A 14901-nucleotide genomic window follows, 5' to 3' on the forward strand; every position below is an offset into this window, starting at 1 on the left:
GGAGGTCCCCGCCGTCGTCCGCTGACTGTTACGGTGCTTCCGGTCAGAGTGGCGCGTCGATGCCGAGGTCTTCGAGTGCCCAGGACAATATCCGCAGCTCGAAGGGGTGCCGTTCCTGAATCTCAAAGACGTAGGCGTCAAGCTCGAGGACGGGAGCATTCCCTCCCTCGGCCCAGTACCTGATCCATAGGTCTTCGAGATCTATGGTCCGGTTTCGTATGAGCTCTCTCGCTGTTTTGCGTGGATCTTCCATGGCAGGTGTCCCGTTGCAAGCGGCGGGTCGCTCTCGGAGTGGATTAATCAGGTTCCTTACTTATGAACCATACCTTCTGCTCGGATTCCCGGGCAATGGGTGACGGGAAGCCGAAGTGTTCCTACGATTAGGCTCATGGAACCCACTGCAAATGCTGAACACATCAGAAGCCTGCACGAGCTGGTGGTCGGTAGTTCCGACATCCACGGGATTTTGAACGCGGTGACCGGCTTTGCCCGCGATGCGATGAGCAAGGTAGCAGGCGAAAACATCGACTGCGCTTTGACGCTGCGCCGGCGCAAACGCACCGCCACAGTTGCCGGCAGCAGCGAGAGGGCCGTGCAGCTGGACAAAATCGAACAGGAACTTCAGCAGGGACCCTGTTTGGAAGCCCTCGACGCCGGGCATCCTGTGCTTCTGGCTGACGTCGCCACAGACACAAAATGGCCGCTTTACAGCAGAGCGCTCGCAGCTGAGGGCGTCCGCAGTGCGTTGGGCGTTCCCATGGACTTGGGCGAGACATCTCAAGCGGTCATCAACTTCTTTGCACCCACAGCGGGCATCTTTACGGATGCTGTGATTGCTGAAGCTACCGCCTTCGCCGATGTAGTGGGCAGCACGTTGCGTCTGGCCATCAGGATCGAAGCGGTGGAGCAGCTCAACGCCGACCTCAAGACGGCGATGTCCTCCAGAACAGTCATTGACCTCGCATGTGGTGTCATCATGGCCCAGAACCGTTGCAACCAGGACGAAGCCTTCAGCGTGCTGACCAAGGCGTCAAGCCACCGAAACCAAAAACTGCACGCCGTTGCCTCGGAAATCATCGCCAACCTCAGTGGCAGTACTGACAATCAGTTGCGCTTTGACGACTAGTTGCGCTCTGACGACTAGTGGTCAGTGCAAGCGGCCCCTTGCTTGCCGCCGCCAAGTGACGACGGCGGTCGCGGCGCACCGCCGTCGGGCTTGCGGGCAGGGGCGGTGGAAACTGTGGCAAGCCTGCGGGGCCTGGTGCGCCCCAGAAAGAGCGTGGCAAAAGGTGCAAGCAGCAGGAGCAGGCTAACAGTGCCCAACCCGGCGAGGCCTGCAACGAAGACCAAACCGGCCATGAACAGAAGGTGGATGTCCGACTGTTCCGTCAATGACAGGGTGGTTACGAAGGCCGGACTTTGAGATAGTTTCATATTTGCTCCTGCGGGGCGTCATTTACTCACTTTTCCTACTGCTGATGAGTGTTGTGAAAAGCCGGAAAGTGTCGGCAATTTTGGCGTGTTTCTTTGGAGCTGAAACTTTAATCCGAATTCTGCATCACGTTTCCGCAGGTCAGAGCACATATCCAGTGCCCATGTCGTTGAATCGCGCTCTGCGCCGTTGCCCTTTTCGGCCGCGTTGCGGTTCACCGACGGAGTTAGCAGTGGTGGGTGTGGCGGGTTCTGGGGCCCGCCCGGGGCGCCATCACTGCGTAAACCGGGCTAGTGCGGTCGGTCGTCTGAGTCGCGGCCGACCGCACGATCCGGTAGACGGCCGGATTGCGCAAACCTAGACTGACCGCATGGCGCACACCCAGCCCCGCATCCTCCGCGCTGTTTCCCTGGCATTCATTGCAGCCATCGTGATGGCAGGCTGCGCCGGAAGCGGCACCAGTCCTTTCGTCGGTGTCTGGGGTGACACCAGCGATTCCAAGCAACCCTCCCTGGACCTCACCTCAGATGGCAGTGCCACCGGAACAGATGGCTGCAACAGGCTCATGGGAACGTGGAAAGAGGACGGCAAGACCATCTCGTTCGGAGGTTTCGCGTCCACCCGCATGGCCTGCGAGGGCGTCGATACCTGGCTTTCGCAGGCCGCGACGGCCAAGATCCAGGAAGACGGAAAGTTGGCTGTGTTCGGCCAGGGCGGGGATGTGATCGGGACGCTCGCTCCCGGCAAGTAACCGAAACCCGATTGGAGCCCGAGGCAGCGAACTATACGGAGTCCGGCTGGGTGTCTGCAGATTCCGGATCCGCGGTGCTGGAGGACAAGGGGTTCTCAATCTCGTCGGTCATCATGCGTGCTGCGAAGAGCGCCACGAAGGCCATGATGGGGCACACCAAACCGGCAACGAAGAAGATGAGCCAGATAGGAATTACCTCGGCCATGGGCCCGGCCAGCGCCATGGACACCGGCATCAAGGCCAGCGAAACGAAGAAGTCCAGGCTCGAAATCCGGCCCAGTAAATGCCGTGGCACTCGCCGTTGCAGCAGGGTCCCCCAGATGACCATGCCAACTCCCTCGGTGGCACCGAAGACGAGCATCGCGGCGCCGAGCACCCAGAAATTGTCCATGAATCCGATCGCGGCAACCGGCAGGCTTCCCAACCCCCACGTCACCACCATCACGGTCAGATAGCGTCGGGGAAGGCGGAACGTTGCCGTGGCCAGCGCGGCCGCGGCGCTGCCTACTCCCATAACTGCCAGCAGGAAGCCGAACGTCCTCGAGTCGCCGCCCAATTGATCGCGGACCACGAACGGAAGCAGGACCTCGATGGGACCGATCAGGAAAAGCACGGACAAACACGCCCAGATAAGGGTCCACAGAAGCCACGGCGTGCGGATGGTATAGCTGAATCCCTCCCGAAGGTCCTTCAATAGTGAGGACTTGCCAGTCGCTGCAGCGTCCGGTCCAGCGTCACCCCGGCCTGGAGCGAGTGGCGCTTGACGGCTCAGGAGGTTCACCATCCCAAACGCCAGCAGGTGGCAAACGGCCACCCCGGCCACTGCATGGGCCGGGGACAGCACTGCCACCAGGATTCCCGCGATGGCCGGACCGGCCGCCTGCTGCAAAACCGGCCGAACTGTTCCTTCCAGGCCATTTGCCGCCAGGAGATCGTCGGCGGGCAGGATCCGCGGGAGCATGGCCGAATACGCGGGGAAGAAGAATGCCTGGCCCACACCTATGACGAAAGCACCCACGGCCAGATGCCACAGTTCAATGACATTGAACATGGCAAGCGCTGTGATGGTGGCAATGACAGCCAGATTGGCGCCCTCCACCGCGATGATCAGGAGCCGCTGCGGGAACCGGTCCGCCGCGATGCCACCGGCCAGGACGAAGCCCACCAACCCGATGCTGGCTGCGGTGGCCACCAAGGACAGTTCAAGCGGGCCGCCGCCAAGGTGTATCACCTCATAAACCATCGCCACCGCCCACATACCGGAGCCGAAGATGGAAATGGACAGCGCGGAAATCAACACCCGGAATTCCCGGTGTGCAAAGGGACGCAACGCTCTCAGCGAGGCCATTTCACTAGCCTAAACCTGTGTGTTGGTGGCGTGCCTGGCACCCCGGTTACCGAACCCGGGTCCGGGAGGAAACTCCAGTTAGGAAGCGCCCGACGGCGGCGCGTCGTCGTCGTCGATGTCCGCACCTTCTGCGGGGTCCTGGCTGTGCAAACCGGTATCGTGCGGAACCCAGCCTTCAGTTTCACCCTCCGCCGGTGTGTCGGCGTGGTGCCGGACGGCATGTTCGTTCCTGTCCGAGGCGTTCATAACGGATACTCCCTGTCCTTGATTGGACTGCTTCCGTGAGTGCATCCCAGTTTACGCCCGGAGGATGGTCGATGGGGGTCCGCTCTCCGCGGAATACTGTCCACATACGGCCTTTACCGTGTCTCGCAAAGCGAGGGCGTGGCATAGGCTGAAGCAAGCAGTTCCCCGTGAAACGACTAACTGCCAAGGAGAGGTGAAGATGCCCAAGCGCCCCAACCCGGCGGTGAAGATCGCCCAGGAAACAGCCCACAACGCAGTCTTTGACGCTGAAGGCAACACCAAGCCCGGAGTGCACAATATGCTGCTGAAGGCTGTGGAAGTCCAGCGACCCCTGGTCCTGGCCAACCTCCGCCGGCTCCAACGGAGGCACCCCAATGATTCACCGGCGCAGCTGGCCGCCAAGCTGGAGCGCCACTACCTGCTGGCCATCTCCGGCGGGGGCGCGGCGGTGGGTGCTACCGCCGTCGTGCCTGGTATTGGAACCGCGGCGTCGCTGGGACTATCCGCGCTCGCAACCGTGGGCTTCCTGGAGACCACAGCGCTCTACGCGTCGTCGCTTGCGGAGCTGCACGGCATTCGGCTGACGGATCCTGTGCGCGCGCAAACCATGGTCATGGCCATCATGCTGGGAGAAGAAGGCACGTCCATGCTGGGTGCCCTGAGCGGTCAATCGCTGGGGCGCGGCAAAGGCGTGACCAATGCCTGGGGCCGGACGCTGACCAAGAAGATTCCAGGAAGCGGCTTCGGAGTCATCCGGGACTCCATCCAGCGTGCGTTCCTGAAGAACCTCCTGAAGCGGCAAGGAACCGCGTTCCTCGGACGCGCCCTGCCGTTCGGCATAGGCGCCGTAGTGGGTGGCGGCGGCAACCTGATGATGGGCCGTGCTGTGGTGTCCACCGCCAAGGAAGCGTTCGGCCCGTTACCGGACACCGTCCCTGGCGAGCTGCTCCCAAACGCTCCCAGGAACACCGTGAACAACCCGACTTTGGAAGGCGGTAGCAGTGGATCTGAACGCTGACCTCGGGGAGTCCTTCGGCTCCTGGACCATGGGGGACGACGCCTCGATGTTCCGCATCGTGAGCAGCGCCAACGTGGCCTGCGGATTTCACGCCGGGGATCCCCTCACCATGCTGGACAGCTGCCGTGCGGCGTTCGAACTGGATGTCCGCGTCGGCGCCCATGTGGGGTACAGGGACCTGGCCGGCTTCGGGCGGCGTTCCATGGACATGACTTTTGACGAGTTGTTCGGAGACGTTCTCTACCAACTTGGTGCCCTCGACGGCATGGCCCACGCGGTGGGAGCATCGGTGGACTACGTCAAGCCCCACGGCGCGCTTTACAACAGGATTGTCCGCGACGCTGAGCAGGCAGAAGCCGTGGTGGCGGCCGTCCATGCTTACGATCCCGGTCTGCCGGTTCTCGGATTGCCAGGGTCAGCGTGGCTGACGCTCGCCGAAGAAGCCGGGCACCCGGTGTTCCGCGAAGCATTCGTGGACCGGGCTTACCTGCCGGACGGGACCCTGGTACCGCGTACGCAGGAAGGCGCCGTGCTGCAAGACCCCGCAGCCGTGGTGGCCCAGGCCGTGCGGCTGGCAACACGCAAGGAAGTGCTGGCCATCGACGGAACAGTGGTGCCAGTGCAGGCCGATTCGCTGTGCATCCACGGCGATACGCCCGGCGCGGTGAACATGGCTGCTGCGGTTCGGGAGGGCTTGGAGAAGGCCGGCGTTGAGATTGAAGCGTTCGCATAAATCCGTGTCCGTAAACGTGTGACTGGGGAGGTCCGATGGGTGCGGTGGTGGTGGAGCCGGGATCGAGCACGCTGGTTCTCGGTCCTGAACACGTACTGGACCGCGCGTCCATGCGCTTGGCCAATGCCCTCTTGGGCAACCCGGACTCCGCCACTGGACTTGAGGTGCTGCTGGGCGGGCTGAAGCTGAGGTTCGTGACGGGCTCGGCTGTGGCGGTCACCGGTGCCGAGGGCCTGGTAACCCTCAACGGCAACGAACTTCCGCTGAACAAAGCCGTTAGGGTCCCGCCCGGAGCAGTACTTGAGTTCGGCCCTGCCCTGTTTGGTATTCGCTACTACCTGGCGGTCCAGGGCGGACTGTCGGCGCAAGGAGAGGCCCCACAAGGAAAGGCGCTGCGCGCTGGTGCGGCTTTAAAGTTCGGACGCCCGCATGGTTATGGTTTCCCCGACGTGAACCACCCTGCCCGGCGTGCTTTGGATCCGGAACGCCCGGTGGTGGTCAGGATTTCGCGCGGGCCGCAGGCAACGAACTTCGACGCCGGTACGTGGCTTCGATTGACCAGTGAACCCTGGATTCTCTCGCCGAAATCGGATCGGGTGGGTGCGCGGCTCGCTGGCCGACCACTTGACGGTGCTGCCGCTTCTTTGGATGCCGCTACGGAATCAGGCCAACCCCAACCGCGAATATCGGGCTCTGTCCTGCTGCCGCCGTCGGGCCTTCCTGTTGTTGCCCTGGCCGGCCACCCGGGTACTGCCGAGTCCCCGGTCATCGCAGTGGTCCGGGATGAGGACCTGGACCTGATCGGCCAAGCCAGGCCTGGACAAATGGTGCATCTTTTGGGCTGAGGGGGAAAGCTCAGCTCCGCCCACAGAACCGCGTCCGGGTGCCACAGCACATGTTCCCAATCAGGGTGCGTGGCATGGACGTGTCTCCCTTTAAAGTTTCTGCGCCAGCATGACCAGAATCCCGCTGGGGCCGCGAAGATACGTGAGCTTGTAGACGTCCTGGTAGTTCGCCACACCGCGCAGCGGGTGGCATCCGTGCTTGGCGGCTATCTCAAGGGCGTGGTCGATGTCGTCAACCGAGAAAGCCACGCGATGCATGCCGATCTCGTTGGGAAGGGTGGGATCTGTCTCTATCGCGTCAGGGTGCAGGTATTCGAAGAGCTCAAGTTGGCCCGTGCCGTCCGGGGTTTGGAGCACCGCGATTTTTGCGTGGTTGCCGTCCAACCCCACGGCGGTGTCGGCCCACTGACCGCTGACCGTATCCCGGCCCAAGACTGTGAGCCCCAGATCCGTGAAGAAGGCGATGGTTTCTTCGAGATCCCGAACCGCAATACCGACGTTTTCAAGTTTGATAGGCATGCGTTGAAGCTACCAAGGCAGACTTCATAGCTCCAGCGCCTTAGCCAAAGAGCAGATGCGCCACAGTGAAGATCGCCAAGCCGGCCAGGGCGCCCACCACGGTTCCGTTGATGCGGATGTATTGAAGATCTTTGCCCACCTGAAGCTCGATCTTTTGCGATGTTTCCTCGGCGTCCCAGCGGGCTACGGTATCGGAGATGACGCCAGCGATGTCCGAGCGATACGTATTCACCAGGTACCCGGCAGCATCGCCAATCCAGGTGTTCACCTTGCCGGCCAGTTCGTCATCGTTGACCAGGCGCGTGCCAAAGTCGCGGACGGCACTCTTGAAGCGCTGGCTCAGTTCGCTGTGGGGATCGTCGACGGCGTTGAGCAGCGCAGTCTTTACCGTTCCCCACGTGCGGGACGCCAGTTCGCGGACCTCGGGGTCGCCAAGGATCTGTGCCTTGATGGACTCGGCACGCTCGATCATGGCGGGATCATGCTGCAGGTCCTGGGCCAGGTCTGCAAGGTAGGCGTCGATCGATTGCCGTACTTGGTGGTTTTGGTCCGCCTGCACAGCGCGAACAAATTTGGATAGTTCCACGTAAACCCGGTCACCAACCAGGCCGTCCACGAACGTCGGCACCCACAGGGGTGAGCGATCCGAGACGAGCCGGTTCACCGTTGCATGGTTGGCGTCCACCCAGTCGGCCGCACGGTCTACCAGGAGGTCAACCAAAGTGTGGTGGTGGCCGTCAGCGAAGATCCGTTCGGCCATGCGGCCCACGGGTGGTCCCCATGGCGGGGTGAGCAGGTGCTTGCGGACCATGCCCTCGATGACCGCCTGTACATCGTCGTCATTCAGTACGGTGAAGGCGCCACGGATCACCGCGCCGCCTTCCTTGGCCACGCGCTCTGCACCGCCCGGGGCCGACAACCAGCGGCCTGCCTTGCGGGCAATGTCAATGCTCGCCAACTTGTCCTGCACAACCTCTTGGGACAGGAAGTTGCTCTCCACGAAGTCGCTGAGCGATTCACCGATCTGGTCCTTGCGACGCGGAATGATGGCTGTGTGCGGAATTTTCAGACCCATGGGGTACTTGAACAGCGCGGTGACGGCGAACCAGTCGGCCAGTGCGCCCACCATGCCGCCTTCGGCCGCCGCCCGGACGTATTCCAGCCACGGATACTGCTTCTGGAACGCGAACGCCACCGTGAAGATCACCGCCATCGCGATCAGCAGCGCCAAGGCCAACCGTTTCATGCGGAGCAACGCGGCCGCTTTTTCCATGTCGCCAGCGGACAGTTCGACGACGGCGGAACGGCCGCGTGCGGAAGCGGAACCTGCCGTGGAATTGGGGTTGGTGAGGTCTTCGGTTGGGATTCGTTCAGAGTTCACCTGCATTAGCCCAGCGTAGCCCCCGAGCATGCAGCGGTGTGGGCTAACGTGTCTGCATGACTAGCGACGACTTCGCCCCAAGCCGGCCCAAGGTCTACGCACATCGCGGCGCCAGTGCTGCGTTTGCCGAGCACACCCGGGCCGCCTATTTGAAGGCCATTGCCGATGGCGCCGACGGCGTGGAGTGCGACATCCACCTGACCCGGGACCAGCATCTCGTCTTGCTCCACGACGCAGACCTGGACCGCACGTCCACCGGGACAGGCCCGGTTGCGGAGCGCACTCTTGAGGAACTTCGCGCCTTGGACTTCTCCTCATGGAAGGGTGCGCGGATCCCTGAGGCTTATGGGGGTGTGTCGGATCAGTTCCTCACGTTGCCGGACCTGCTGGACATTTTGTGTGAGGCTGGACGCGAAATTGGCCTGGCCATTGAACTCAAACACCCGAGTCCCTACGGACTGAAACTTGAAGATCGTGTTCTTGCCCTGTTGGAAGAGGAGGGCTGGACGCCGGAGGAGTCACGGCTGGAAAACATCCACATCTCCTTCATGAGCTTCGACTCGGACTCGGTGGGGCGCCTGCTGGAGACCGTTCCCGGGAAGCACGTCTGCCAGTTGGTGGACAATTTCACGGCGAAGGAAATTCGTGAGGAGTTTGGTCTGGGATTCTTTACCGGCGGGGCTGTAGCCAACGTCATGAGGGCAACTCAAGAGGATGCGGAGCGTGTACTGGATGAGGGCTTGGTAGGTATTGCGGGCCCTGGCATCGAGTACGTACGTGAGCACGCGCGCAACGTTCAGCGCTGGTTGGAGGCGGGCCGCATCTTCCGGGTGTGGACCGTTGACTCGGAGAAGGACGTGGCCCTGTGTCAGGGACTCGGCATCCACGAGATCACCACCAACAAGCCGGCCCAGGTGCTCGCACAGTTGATGGTGTCCAAGTAGATCGCAGCAGAGCGCGTTTTGAGCGGTCAAAACGCGCTCTGCTGCGACTCAGTTGGGTCCGGCTTTGGGTGCCACCCTGCCTGTGATTGAGTGGTCTCATGTCTTTTCGCTGGTCAGCCCAAGCAACCCGAACCACCTCCGCAGTCGCTCTGAGCGCATTGCTTCTGGCCAGCGCCGCGAAGCACTTCCGCACGCCCAGGTTCTATTACCCGGTGGTTCCGGATTACCTGTGCCGCAAGGATGAGCCCGGCAGTCGTCCGAACGGCCCGCTGGCAGTGATGTCACGCGAGGAATGGATCGCCACGTCGGGCCTGCTTGAGGTGACTGCCGGCGTCGGCCTCCTGATCCCCGGCACCCGTAAGGTTGCCGCGGATGCCACTACAGCGATGTTCACTGCATTCCTTGCGGGGCATATAGACGCTCTGCGACGCGCCTACGGTCCGAAGGGCACGGCTGCCGAACGGCGCATCCACACACTCCGCTTGCCTCTGCAGATTCCGCTCATCCTGTGGTCCTGGAGCCTGCGGAAATGAGCAGCAGTGCTCCTCCCATGAAGCTCAGGGAATCACCGGCCTTCAAGGTGGCGCTGTCCCTGAGCATTGCGACCGGCCTCTACGGGGTGTCTTTCGGTGCCCTGGCGGTGGCGTCGGGATTTGATTTCTGGCAGACGATGGTGCTGAGCCTCCTGCTATTCAGCGGCGGTTCGCAGTTCGCCTTCATTGGCGTGGTTGCCGGCGGCGGCTCCGGAGTTGCGGCCATGACAGCCAGCGCGTTGCTGGGTCTTCGCAACGGCATTTACGGAATGCAGATCAACGCCATGCTCCGCCCCAGCGGGTGGAAACGTTACGTTTCCGCGCACATCACCATAGATGAATCGACGGCGACGGCGTCCGGTCAGTCGGATCCCGACGAACAACGACGCGGGTTTTGGACAGCCGGAATCGGAATATTCATCTTGTGGAATATTTTTACGGCCATTGGTGCGTTGGCTGGTGACGCCATGGGTGATCCCAAACAGTGGGGCTTGGATGGGGCTGCCGTTGCGGCGTTCCTGGCTCTGTTGTGGCCACGCTTGAAGGGACGCGAACCCTGGGCGATCGCCGCTGCCTGTGCGCTTGCGACTATCCTGGCCGTGCCGTTTGTTCCTTCGGGTGTTCCCATTCTGGTGGCCGCAGTTGTGGCCGGAGTGATCGGCTGGTTCAGCCACGCACGTTTGGATGAAGGTCTGGAACCGGACGTGGATCCGTATGCGGAGAAGCACCAGCGCGGGGGCGGAAAATGAACCTCTGGCTGTGGATCCTCATTGCCTGTGCGCTGGCGTATCTGACCAAGCTGGTGGGCTACTTTGTTCCGGCCAAGTTACTGGAGAGCCCGAGGATCATGCACGTCGCCGGGACCATGACCATTGGCTTGCTGGCATCCCTGACCGTGGTGAACGCCGTGGCGTCGGGACAAGGCCTGGTCCTCGATGCCCGCATGGGCGCGTTGGTTGCTGCCGCCGTCGCGCTGTGGCTGCGCGCGCCGTTCCTCGTCGTCGTGATTTCAGGTGCAGCAGCCGCAGCATTGCTGCGGCTGCTGGGCTGGGGGTAGAACGCGGTTAGTGAACTTCGGTCAGCGTCACGCCGGGTATGGCGGACTGTTCCGGAAGAGGCCGGGACGGCCGCTCGGTCCGGATAGCGTCTTCAATCAATGCCACGGGACGCTTCCACGCCGCTGATCCAGGTTCCATGGTGTCCACGGCGCCGATCAGCATGGCGACGAGCCGGACCATGTCCTCAATGGTGATATCGCGCCGCAGGGAGCCTTGGTCCTGACCGCGCTTGAGGAGGAATTCCATGGAACCGATGATGCCCCGGGTGATTCCAATCAGGAGCCCGCGTCTGCCGGCAACGGCGCCAAGAAGGTTCGCGTCCTCGCTCGCTACCTGCATCACGGCGTCGATGACTTTGATGAGTCCTTCGGCAGCGTCCATACCTTGCGCTGCTTCAGCGGCTACCGGGTCTACGTGCAGCCGCAATTGACGTGAGAGTGCTGCGAGCACCAGTTGCTCTTTGTCCGAGAAGTTGCGGAACAGCGTTGCGGGGCCAACTCCAGCGGTGGCGGCAATGGTCTGAAGCGGTACTTCCGGGCCGTGTTCCCGGAAGCACTGCCGGGCGGCAGTGATGATTTTGTCCACGTTTCGTGCGGCGTCGGCCCTGAGGGGCTTGCGTTCAGAGGGCTGTTCCATGCTTGTCAGGGTAGCAATGGAGCGCCTCGGGTCCGTTGTTACGCGGGAGTACGTTCTTATATGACAAACCGGTACATGAAACACTGGATTTCATGTTGCTTGCATTTTCAGTCGCCCCTTCGGGCCAGCCCTCTTCCGCCGCCAACGGGGGACCAACCCCTGACGCTTCCGTGCACGACGCCGTCGCTGCCGCGGTCAAGATTGTCCGCGAGTCAGGTTTGCCCAACCACACGGACTCCATGTTCACCACCATCGAAGGCGAATGGGACGAGGTTTTCGACGTCGTCAAGCGCGCCACCGAGGCGGTTGGCCGCTACGGCAGCCGCGTCTCCCTGGTGATCAAGGCAGACATCCGGCCCGGTTACAGCGGTGAGCTGACCGGCAAGGTTGAACGGCTCGAAGAGGCCATTTCCGCCACGGACTAGATCCTTCCCCCAAGGTGCGGTGAGTGCCAGACTGGGGGCCATGATTGAACACGTAACCGAGCCTGGTTGGGTGGACGTAGAGCGTTACCTCACTGACGTCGTCGTTCGTCCTGATCCTGCGCATCAGCGCGCCGTGACATCCGCCGTGGAGGCCGGCATGCCGGCAATCGAAGTCGCCCCCAACGCGGGAAAGCTCCTCCGGATGCTCGTGCAGATGTCCGGTGCAAGGCGGGTGCTGGAGATCGGGACCCTGGCAGGGTTCAGCAGTATGTGGATGGCACAGGGGCTGCCCGACGACGGCAGGATAGTGACGTGCGAATTCCTCCAAAAGCACGCGGACGTCGCACGCGCCAACCTTGATGCCGCCGGTGTGGGCCACAAGGTGGATATCCGGGTGGGCGCTGCCCTGGACACCCTTCCCACCTTGGCGGGGCAGGAAGCGTTCGACTTCGTTTTCATTGACGCCGACAAAGAGAACGACTCCAACTACCTCGACTGGGCTATCCGCTTGGGGCGCTCAGGCACGGTGATTGTGGTGGACAACGTCATCTGGGACGGGGCCATCCTGGAGCCTGCACGTGACCCCGATAACGCGCCGGGCATCGTGGCGATGCTGGAAAAGATGGGCCAGGATCCGCGCCTCGATGCCACGGCCATCCAGACGGTCGGCAGCAAGGGCTGGGACGGCTTCGCGATAGCCAGGGTGCGGTAGCCGATGGATTTCACGATTCGCCCGGCAACGGTTGACGATGCCGAGGCCATGGCCCACATGCACGTCCAGTCGTGGAAGGAGAGTTACGGGCACTTGCTGCCTCCGGAGTTCTTCGAGAAGCAGGAAGCGGCACTGCCGGACCGCATCGAACGGTACCGGGCGTTCATCGCTGCGGGCCACACCCGGATGTTGGCCCATGACCCCGACGGTCACTTGGTGGGCCTTGGCGCCGCAGGTCCCGGACAAGACGAGGACGGACCATGCGAACGGGAGCTGTTCATGCTTTACACCTTGGAAAGCATTCATGGACGGGGTGTGGGGCAGGCGTTGGTGAAGGCCTTGATCGGCGACGGACCTGCTTACCTGTGGGTGTTGGATGACAACCCTCGCGCCCAGGCTTTTTATCGGCGCAACGGTTTTGTGCCGGACGGAAAGCGCCAACTCTGCGACCCGTCCTGGTACTCCCTGCCGGAACATCGGATGGTGCGTCCCGGCGTCGTGTCTTAGCTGGAATCACATCCGCCCAAGCTGTTCCCACAGCTGACCCATATGGATATGGTGATCACGGGCGGTGCGGCTGAAGATCGCCCGGGTTGAAAGCGGGCGCCGAAATCGGAGCCTGAGTACGCCATTCGATTCTCGGGAGGAAGCATGACTGATCCAGAGCAGGATCCAAACCAGCAGGAAGGCCCCGCGGACGGTGGCGCGGCTGGCGTCCCCGGCACTCACGATGGCGGTGCTGATGGTGGTGCCGACGGCGGTGCCGATGGCGGTGCTGAAGGCCCCGCGGACGGTGGTGCGGCTGGCGTCCCCGGCACTCACGACGGCGGTGCTGATGGTGGTGCCGACGGCGGTGCCGATGGCGGTGCTGAAGGCCCCGCGGACGGTGGCGCGGCTGGCGTCCCCGGCACTCACGACGGCGGTGCCGACGGCGGTGCCGATGGCGGTGCTGAAGGCCCCGCGGACGGTGGCGCGGCTGGCGTCCCCGGCACTCACGACGGCGGTGCTGACGGTGGTGCCGACGGCGGCGCTGATGGCGGTGCCGATGGCGGCGCCGAACAACAGGGCAGCTGAATTTGAGCTCTACCAGCACTGATTTCCAGGAGCCCGGCGCAGTGAAGGGCGCCGGGGTCCTGGAAACACGACTGATCGACGTCGGCCTTGAAAAGTTTGCCGGCAACGTCTGGGGGCGCACCGCGCTGCTTAGCCGTGGCGTCAGCGACTTCTCCGACGTGTTTTCTGCCTGCGCCGTTGACGAACTGATTTCGCGTCGCGGTCTGCGCACCCCTTTTCTTCGCGTCGCCAAGGGCGGCTCCACGCTTCCCGAATCCTCTTTCACGTCCCCGGCGGGCGTTGGGGCCACCATCTCGGACCAGCTTGATGACACTGCTCTGTGGCGCAAATTTTCTGACGGAGCCACCCTCGTTCTGCAGGCGTTGCATCGAACGTGGGATCCAGTTTCACGCTTCAGTGCTCAGTTGAGCACCGAGTTGGGGCATCCTGTGCAGGCCAACGCTTACATCACGCCGCCTCAGAACCGCGGTTTCGACGACCACTACGATGTTCACGACGTTTTCGTCCTGCAGATCGAAGGAACCAAGCGCTGGATTATCCACGAGCCTGTCCACGTGGACCCGTTGCGTAGCCAGCCGTGGACCGATCGCCGCTCGGACGTCGTCGAGGCTGCTCAAGGCCCCGCTTACATTGACACGGTCCTCGAGCCCGGCGATGTCCTTTATCTCCCGCGTGGTTGGTTGCATGCGGCTCAGGCACAGGGCGAAGTTTCGATTCACCTCACGTTGGGAGTCCACACGTGGACTCGCCATGCGCTGGCCGAACAGCTCGCGCAGGCCGCGCTTGCTGCGCTGTGCGATGACCCGGAGATGCGCGGATCTTTGCCCCTGGGCGTGGATGGACCCGAGGGGGAACTCGCTGCTATCCGTGAACGCCTTGCCGCCGCCGTGCTTGAGGCTGATACCAGCTCCCAGTTCCAGCGCGCACGGAGGGGGCAGGGGCGTCCGGCCCCGCTTGGTCCGGTGGCCCAGCTCGCAGCTGTTCAGCGCCTCGGGCCAGGATCGCTGATTCGACTCCGGGACGCGCTGGAAGCCCGGCTCGAGGGCTCGCGGCTGAATACCCGCGTGGGGTGGCTCGACTTCCCCGAGGCCGATTTGCCGTCCGTGAAACGCCTGCTGGACGGAGGAGAGCACCTGGCAGAGGATCTAGGGGTTGAACTCGTGGAAAGGCTGTTGCGCGCAGGAGTCCTCGTCCCCGCTGAGCATTGATATTGATGAACATTGATATTGATGAACAGGGACGGTGA

21 protein-coding genes are annotated in these 14901 nt (G+C 62.7%); 13 read left to right on the forward strand and 8 right to left on the reverse strand.

What is annotated here, in order from left to right:
- Positions 1-43 precede the first annotated feature (43 nt).
- The gene (locus LDN70_RS01825) at positions 44-253 is read right to left on the reverse strand and encodes a hypothetical protein (protein ID WP_142936987.1); all 210 of its coding nucleotides are present in this window, start codon (positions 251-253) and stop codon (positions 44-46) included.
- Positions 254-388: 135 nt separating this feature from the next.
- Here LDN70_RS01825 and LDN70_RS01830 point away from each other — a divergent pair, with 135 nt between their 5' ends.
- The gene (locus LDN70_RS01830) at positions 389-1126 is read left to right on the forward strand and encodes a GAF and ANTAR domain-containing protein (protein ID WP_142936986.1); all 738 of its coding nucleotides are present in this window, start codon (positions 389-391) and stop codon (positions 1124-1126) included.
- Positions 1127-1140: 14 nt separating this feature from the next.
- On the opposite strand, the gene LDN70_RS01835 is transcribed toward LDN70_RS01830, so the two are convergent.
- Entirely contained in the window at positions 1141-1434 is a 294-nt protein-coding gene (locus LDN70_RS01835) for a hypothetical protein (protein WP_142936985.1), read from the reverse strand.
- Between the two features lie 368 nt (positions 1435-1802).
- On the opposite strand from LDN70_RS01835, the gene LDN70_RS01840 reads away from it, so the two are divergent.
- The gene (locus tag LDN70_RS01840; RefSeq protein ID WP_223941548.1) at positions 1803-2183 is read left to right on the forward strand and encodes an META domain-containing protein; all 381 of its coding nucleotides are present in this window, start codon (positions 1803-1805) and stop codon (positions 2181-2183) included.
- 31 nt (positions 2184-2214) lie between these two features.
- Here LDN70_RS01840 and LDN70_RS01845 read toward each other — a convergent pair whose 3' ends face one another.
- Entirely contained in the window at positions 2215-3531 is a 1317-nt protein-coding gene (locus LDN70_RS01845; RefSeq protein WP_223941549.1) for an MFS transporter, read from the reverse strand.
- Positions 3532-3609: 78 nt separating this feature from the next.
- Positions 3610-3777: a hypothetical protein gene (locus LDN70_RS01850; RefSeq protein WP_165450140.1), complete on the reverse strand. Its 168-nt coding sequence runs from the start codon at positions 3775-3777 to the stop codon at positions 3610-3612.
- 199 nt (positions 3778-3976) lie between these two features.
- Here LDN70_RS01850 and LDN70_RS01855 point away from each other — a divergent pair, with 199 nt between their 5' ends.
- Genes LDN70_RS01855 through LDN70_RS01865 form a run of 3 tightly spaced genes read left to right on the forward strand, consistent with a single transcriptional unit; the run spans position 3977 to position 6373 of the window.
- The gene (locus LDN70_RS01855; protein WP_166841135.1) at positions 3977-4795 is read left to right on the forward strand and encodes a hypothetical protein; all 819 of its coding nucleotides are present in this window, start codon (positions 3977-3979) and stop codon (positions 4793-4795) included.
- Positions 4779-5528 carry a LamB/YcsF family protein gene (locus tag LDN70_RS01860; RefSeq protein ID WP_223941550.1) on the forward strand — a complete coding sequence of 250 codons (750 nt, stop codon included), beginning with the start codon at positions 4779-4781 and terminating at the stop codon, positions 5526-5528. Before LDN70_RS01855 ends, LDN70_RS01860 begins: the two co-directional genes overlap by 17 nt.
- 35 nt (positions 5529-5563) lie before the next feature.
- The gene (locus LDN70_RS01865; protein WP_223941551.1) at positions 5564-6373 is read left to right on the forward strand and encodes a 5-oxoprolinase subunit C family protein; all 810 of its coding nucleotides are present in this window, start codon (positions 5564-5566) and stop codon (positions 6371-6373) included.
- Between the two features lie 90 nt (positions 6374-6463).
- On the opposite strand, the gene LDN70_RS01870 is transcribed toward LDN70_RS01865, so the two are convergent.
- Both LDN70_RS01870 and LDN70_RS01875 read right to left on the reverse strand, forming a co-directional pair.
- Positions 6464-6892: a VOC family protein gene (locus tag LDN70_RS01870; RefSeq protein WP_142936979.1), complete on the reverse strand. Its 429-nt coding sequence runs from the start codon at positions 6890-6892 to the stop codon at positions 6464-6466.
- A gap of 40 nt (positions 6893-6932) precedes the next feature.
- Positions 6933-8279 carry a DUF445 domain-containing protein gene (locus LDN70_RS01875; protein WP_223941552.1) on the reverse strand — a complete coding sequence of 449 codons (1347 nt, stop codon included), beginning with the start codon at positions 8277-8279 and terminating at the stop codon, positions 6933-6935.
- 50 nt (positions 8280-8329) lie between these two features.
- On the opposite strand from LDN70_RS01875, the gene LDN70_RS01880 reads away from it, so the two are divergent.
- The 4 genes from LDN70_RS01880 (at position 8330) to LDN70_RS01895 (ending at position 10807) form a co-directional block, all read left to right on the forward strand.
- Complete coding sequence (locus LDN70_RS01880) at positions 8330-9217, forward strand: glycerophosphodiester phosphodiesterase family protein (protein WP_223941553.1); 888 nt, start codon at positions 8330-8332, stop codon at positions 9215-9217.
- 98 nt (positions 9218-9315) lie between these two features.
- The gene (locus LDN70_RS01885; RefSeq protein WP_142936976.1) at positions 9316-9750 is read left to right on the forward strand and encodes a DoxX family protein; all 435 of its coding nucleotides are present in this window, start codon (positions 9316-9318) and stop codon (positions 9748-9750) included.
- The gene (locus LDN70_RS01890) at positions 9747-10499 is read left to right on the forward strand and encodes an AzlC family ABC transporter permease (protein ID WP_223941554.1); all 753 of its coding nucleotides are present in this window, start codon (positions 9747-9749) and stop codon (positions 10497-10499) included. The genes LDN70_RS01885 and LDN70_RS01890 overlap by 4 nt, the downstream gene beginning before the upstream one ends.
- Positions 10496-10807 carry an AzlD domain-containing protein gene (locus LDN70_RS01895; protein WP_142936974.1) on the forward strand — a complete coding sequence of 104 codons (312 nt, stop codon included), beginning with the start codon at positions 10496-10498 and terminating at the stop codon, positions 10805-10807. Before LDN70_RS01890 ends, LDN70_RS01895 begins: the two co-directional genes overlap by 4 nt.
- Before the next feature lie 7 nt (positions 10808-10814).
- On the opposite strand, the gene LDN70_RS01900 is transcribed toward LDN70_RS01895, so the two are convergent.
- A complete protein-coding gene (locus tag LDN70_RS01900) occupies positions 10815-11444 on the reverse strand; it encodes a TetR/AcrR family transcriptional regulator (protein WP_142936973.1) in 630 nt (209 codons plus the stop codon).
- Positions 11445-11536: 92 nt separating this feature from the next.
- Between LDN70_RS01900 and LDN70_RS01905 the strand changes: the two genes are divergently transcribed.
- The 3 genes from LDN70_RS01905 to LDN70_RS01915 are packed head-to-tail and all read left to right on the forward strand — an operon-like array spanning position 11537 to position 13088.
- Positions 11537-11869: a thiamine-binding protein gene (locus LDN70_RS01905; RefSeq protein ID WP_223941555.1), complete on the forward strand. Its 333-nt coding sequence runs from the start codon at positions 11537-11539 to the stop codon at positions 11867-11869.
- Between the two features lie 40 nt (positions 11870-11909).
- Complete coding sequence (locus LDN70_RS01910) at positions 11910-12581, forward strand: O-methyltransferase (protein ID WP_142936971.1); 672 nt, start codon at positions 11910-11912, stop codon at positions 12579-12581.
- A gap of 3 nt (positions 12582-12584) precedes the next feature.
- A complete protein-coding gene (locus LDN70_RS01915; protein ID WP_223941556.1) occupies positions 12585-13088 on the forward strand; it encodes a GNAT family N-acetyltransferase in 504 nt (167 codons plus the stop codon).
- Positions 13089-13094: 6 nt separating this feature from the next.
- Here LDN70_RS01915 and LDN70_RS21110 read toward each other — a convergent pair whose 3' ends face one another.
- Positions 13095-13643: a hypothetical protein gene (locus LDN70_RS21110; protein WP_286198875.1), complete on the reverse strand. Its 549-nt coding sequence runs from the start codon at positions 13641-13643 to the stop codon at positions 13095-13097.
- A gap of 14 nt (positions 13644-13657) precedes the next feature.
- On the opposite strand from LDN70_RS21110, the gene LDN70_RS01925 reads away from it, so the two are divergent.
- Positions 13658-14863 carry a cupin domain-containing protein gene (locus tag LDN70_RS01925; RefSeq protein WP_223941557.1) on the forward strand — a complete coding sequence of 402 codons (1206 nt, stop codon included), beginning with the start codon at positions 13658-13660 and terminating at the stop codon, positions 14861-14863.
- Positions 14864-14901 lie beyond the last annotated feature (38 nt).

It is taken from the genome of Arthrobacter sp. StoSoilB22 (genome assembly GCF_019977315.1).
In the GTDB taxonomy this organism is placed as follows: Bacteria; Actinomycetota; Actinomycetes; order Actinomycetales; family Micrococcaceae; genus Arthrobacter.

Excerpts from the sequence above, each read along its gene's own strand:
- LDN70_RS01900 (WP_142936973.1), bottom strand. The coding sequence starts at position 11,444 with ATGGAACAGCCCTCTGAACGCAAGCCCCTCAGGGCCGACGCCGCACGA.
- LDN70_RS01895 (WP_142936974.1), top strand. The coding sequence starts at position 10,496 with ATGAACCTCTGGCTGTGGATCCTCATTGCCTGTGCGCTGGCGTATCTG.
- LDN70_RS01880 (WP_223941553.1), top strand. The coding sequence starts at position 8,330 with ATGACTAGCGACGACTTCGCCCCAAGCCGGCCCAAGGTCTACGCACAT.
- LDN70_RS01830 (WP_142936986.1), top strand. The coding sequence starts at position 389 with ATGGAACCCACTGCAAATGCTGAACACATCAGAAGCCTGCACGAGCTG.
- LDN70_RS01840 (WP_223941548.1), top strand. The coding sequence starts at position 1,803 with ATGGCGCACACCCAGCCCCGCATCCTCCGCGCTGTTTCCCTGGCATTC.
- LDN70_RS01915 (WP_223941556.1), top strand. The coding sequence starts at position 12,585 with ATGGATTTCACGATTCGCCCGGCAACGGTTGACGATGCCGAGGCCATG.
- LDN70_RS01865 (WP_223941551.1), top strand. The coding sequence starts at position 5,564 with ATGGGTGCGGTGGTGGTGGAGCCGGGATCGAGCACGCTGGTTCTCGGT.
- LDN70_RS01870 (WP_142936979.1), bottom strand. The coding sequence starts at position 6,892 with ATGCCTATCAAACTTGAAAACGTCGGTATTGCGGTTCGGGATCTCGAA.
- LDN70_RS01885 (WP_142936976.1), top strand. The coding sequence starts at position 9,316 with ATGTCTTTTCGCTGGTCAGCCCAAGCAACCCGAACCACCTCCGCAGTC.
- LDN70_RS01855 (WP_166841135.1), top strand. The coding sequence starts at position 3,977 with ATGCCCAAGCGCCCCAACCCGGCGGTGAAGATCGCCCAGGAAACAGCC.
- LDN70_RS01905 (WP_223941555.1), top strand. The coding sequence starts at position 11,537 with ATGTTGCTTGCATTTTCAGTCGCCCCTTCGGGCCAGCCCTCTTCCGCC.
- LDN70_RS01850 (WP_165450140.1), bottom strand. The coding sequence starts at position 3,777 with ATGAACGCCTCGGACAGGAACGAACATGCCGTCCGGCACCACGCCGAC.
- LDN70_RS01910 (WP_142936971.1), top strand. The coding sequence starts at position 11,910 with ATGATTGAACACGTAACCGAGCCTGGTTGGGTGGACGTAGAGCGTTAC.
- LDN70_RS01875 (WP_223941552.1), bottom strand. The coding sequence starts at position 8,279 with ATGCAGGTGAACTCTGAACGAATCCCAACCGAAGACCTCACCAACCCC.
- LDN70_RS01890 (WP_223941554.1), top strand. The coding sequence starts at position 9,747 with ATGAGCAGCAGTGCTCCTCCCATGAAGCTCAGGGAATCACCGGCCTTC.
- LDN70_RS01835 (WP_142936985.1), bottom strand. The coding sequence starts at position 1,434 with ATGAAACTATCTCAAAGTCCGGCCTTCGTAACCACCCTGTCATTGACG.
- LDN70_RS01845 (WP_223941549.1), bottom strand. The coding sequence starts at position 3,531 with ATGGCCTCGCTGAGAGCGTTGCGTCCCTTTGCACACCGGGAATTCCGG.
- LDN70_RS01825 (WP_142936987.1), bottom strand. The coding sequence starts at position 253 with ATGGAAGATCCACGCAAAACAGCGAGAGAGCTCATACGAAACCGGACC.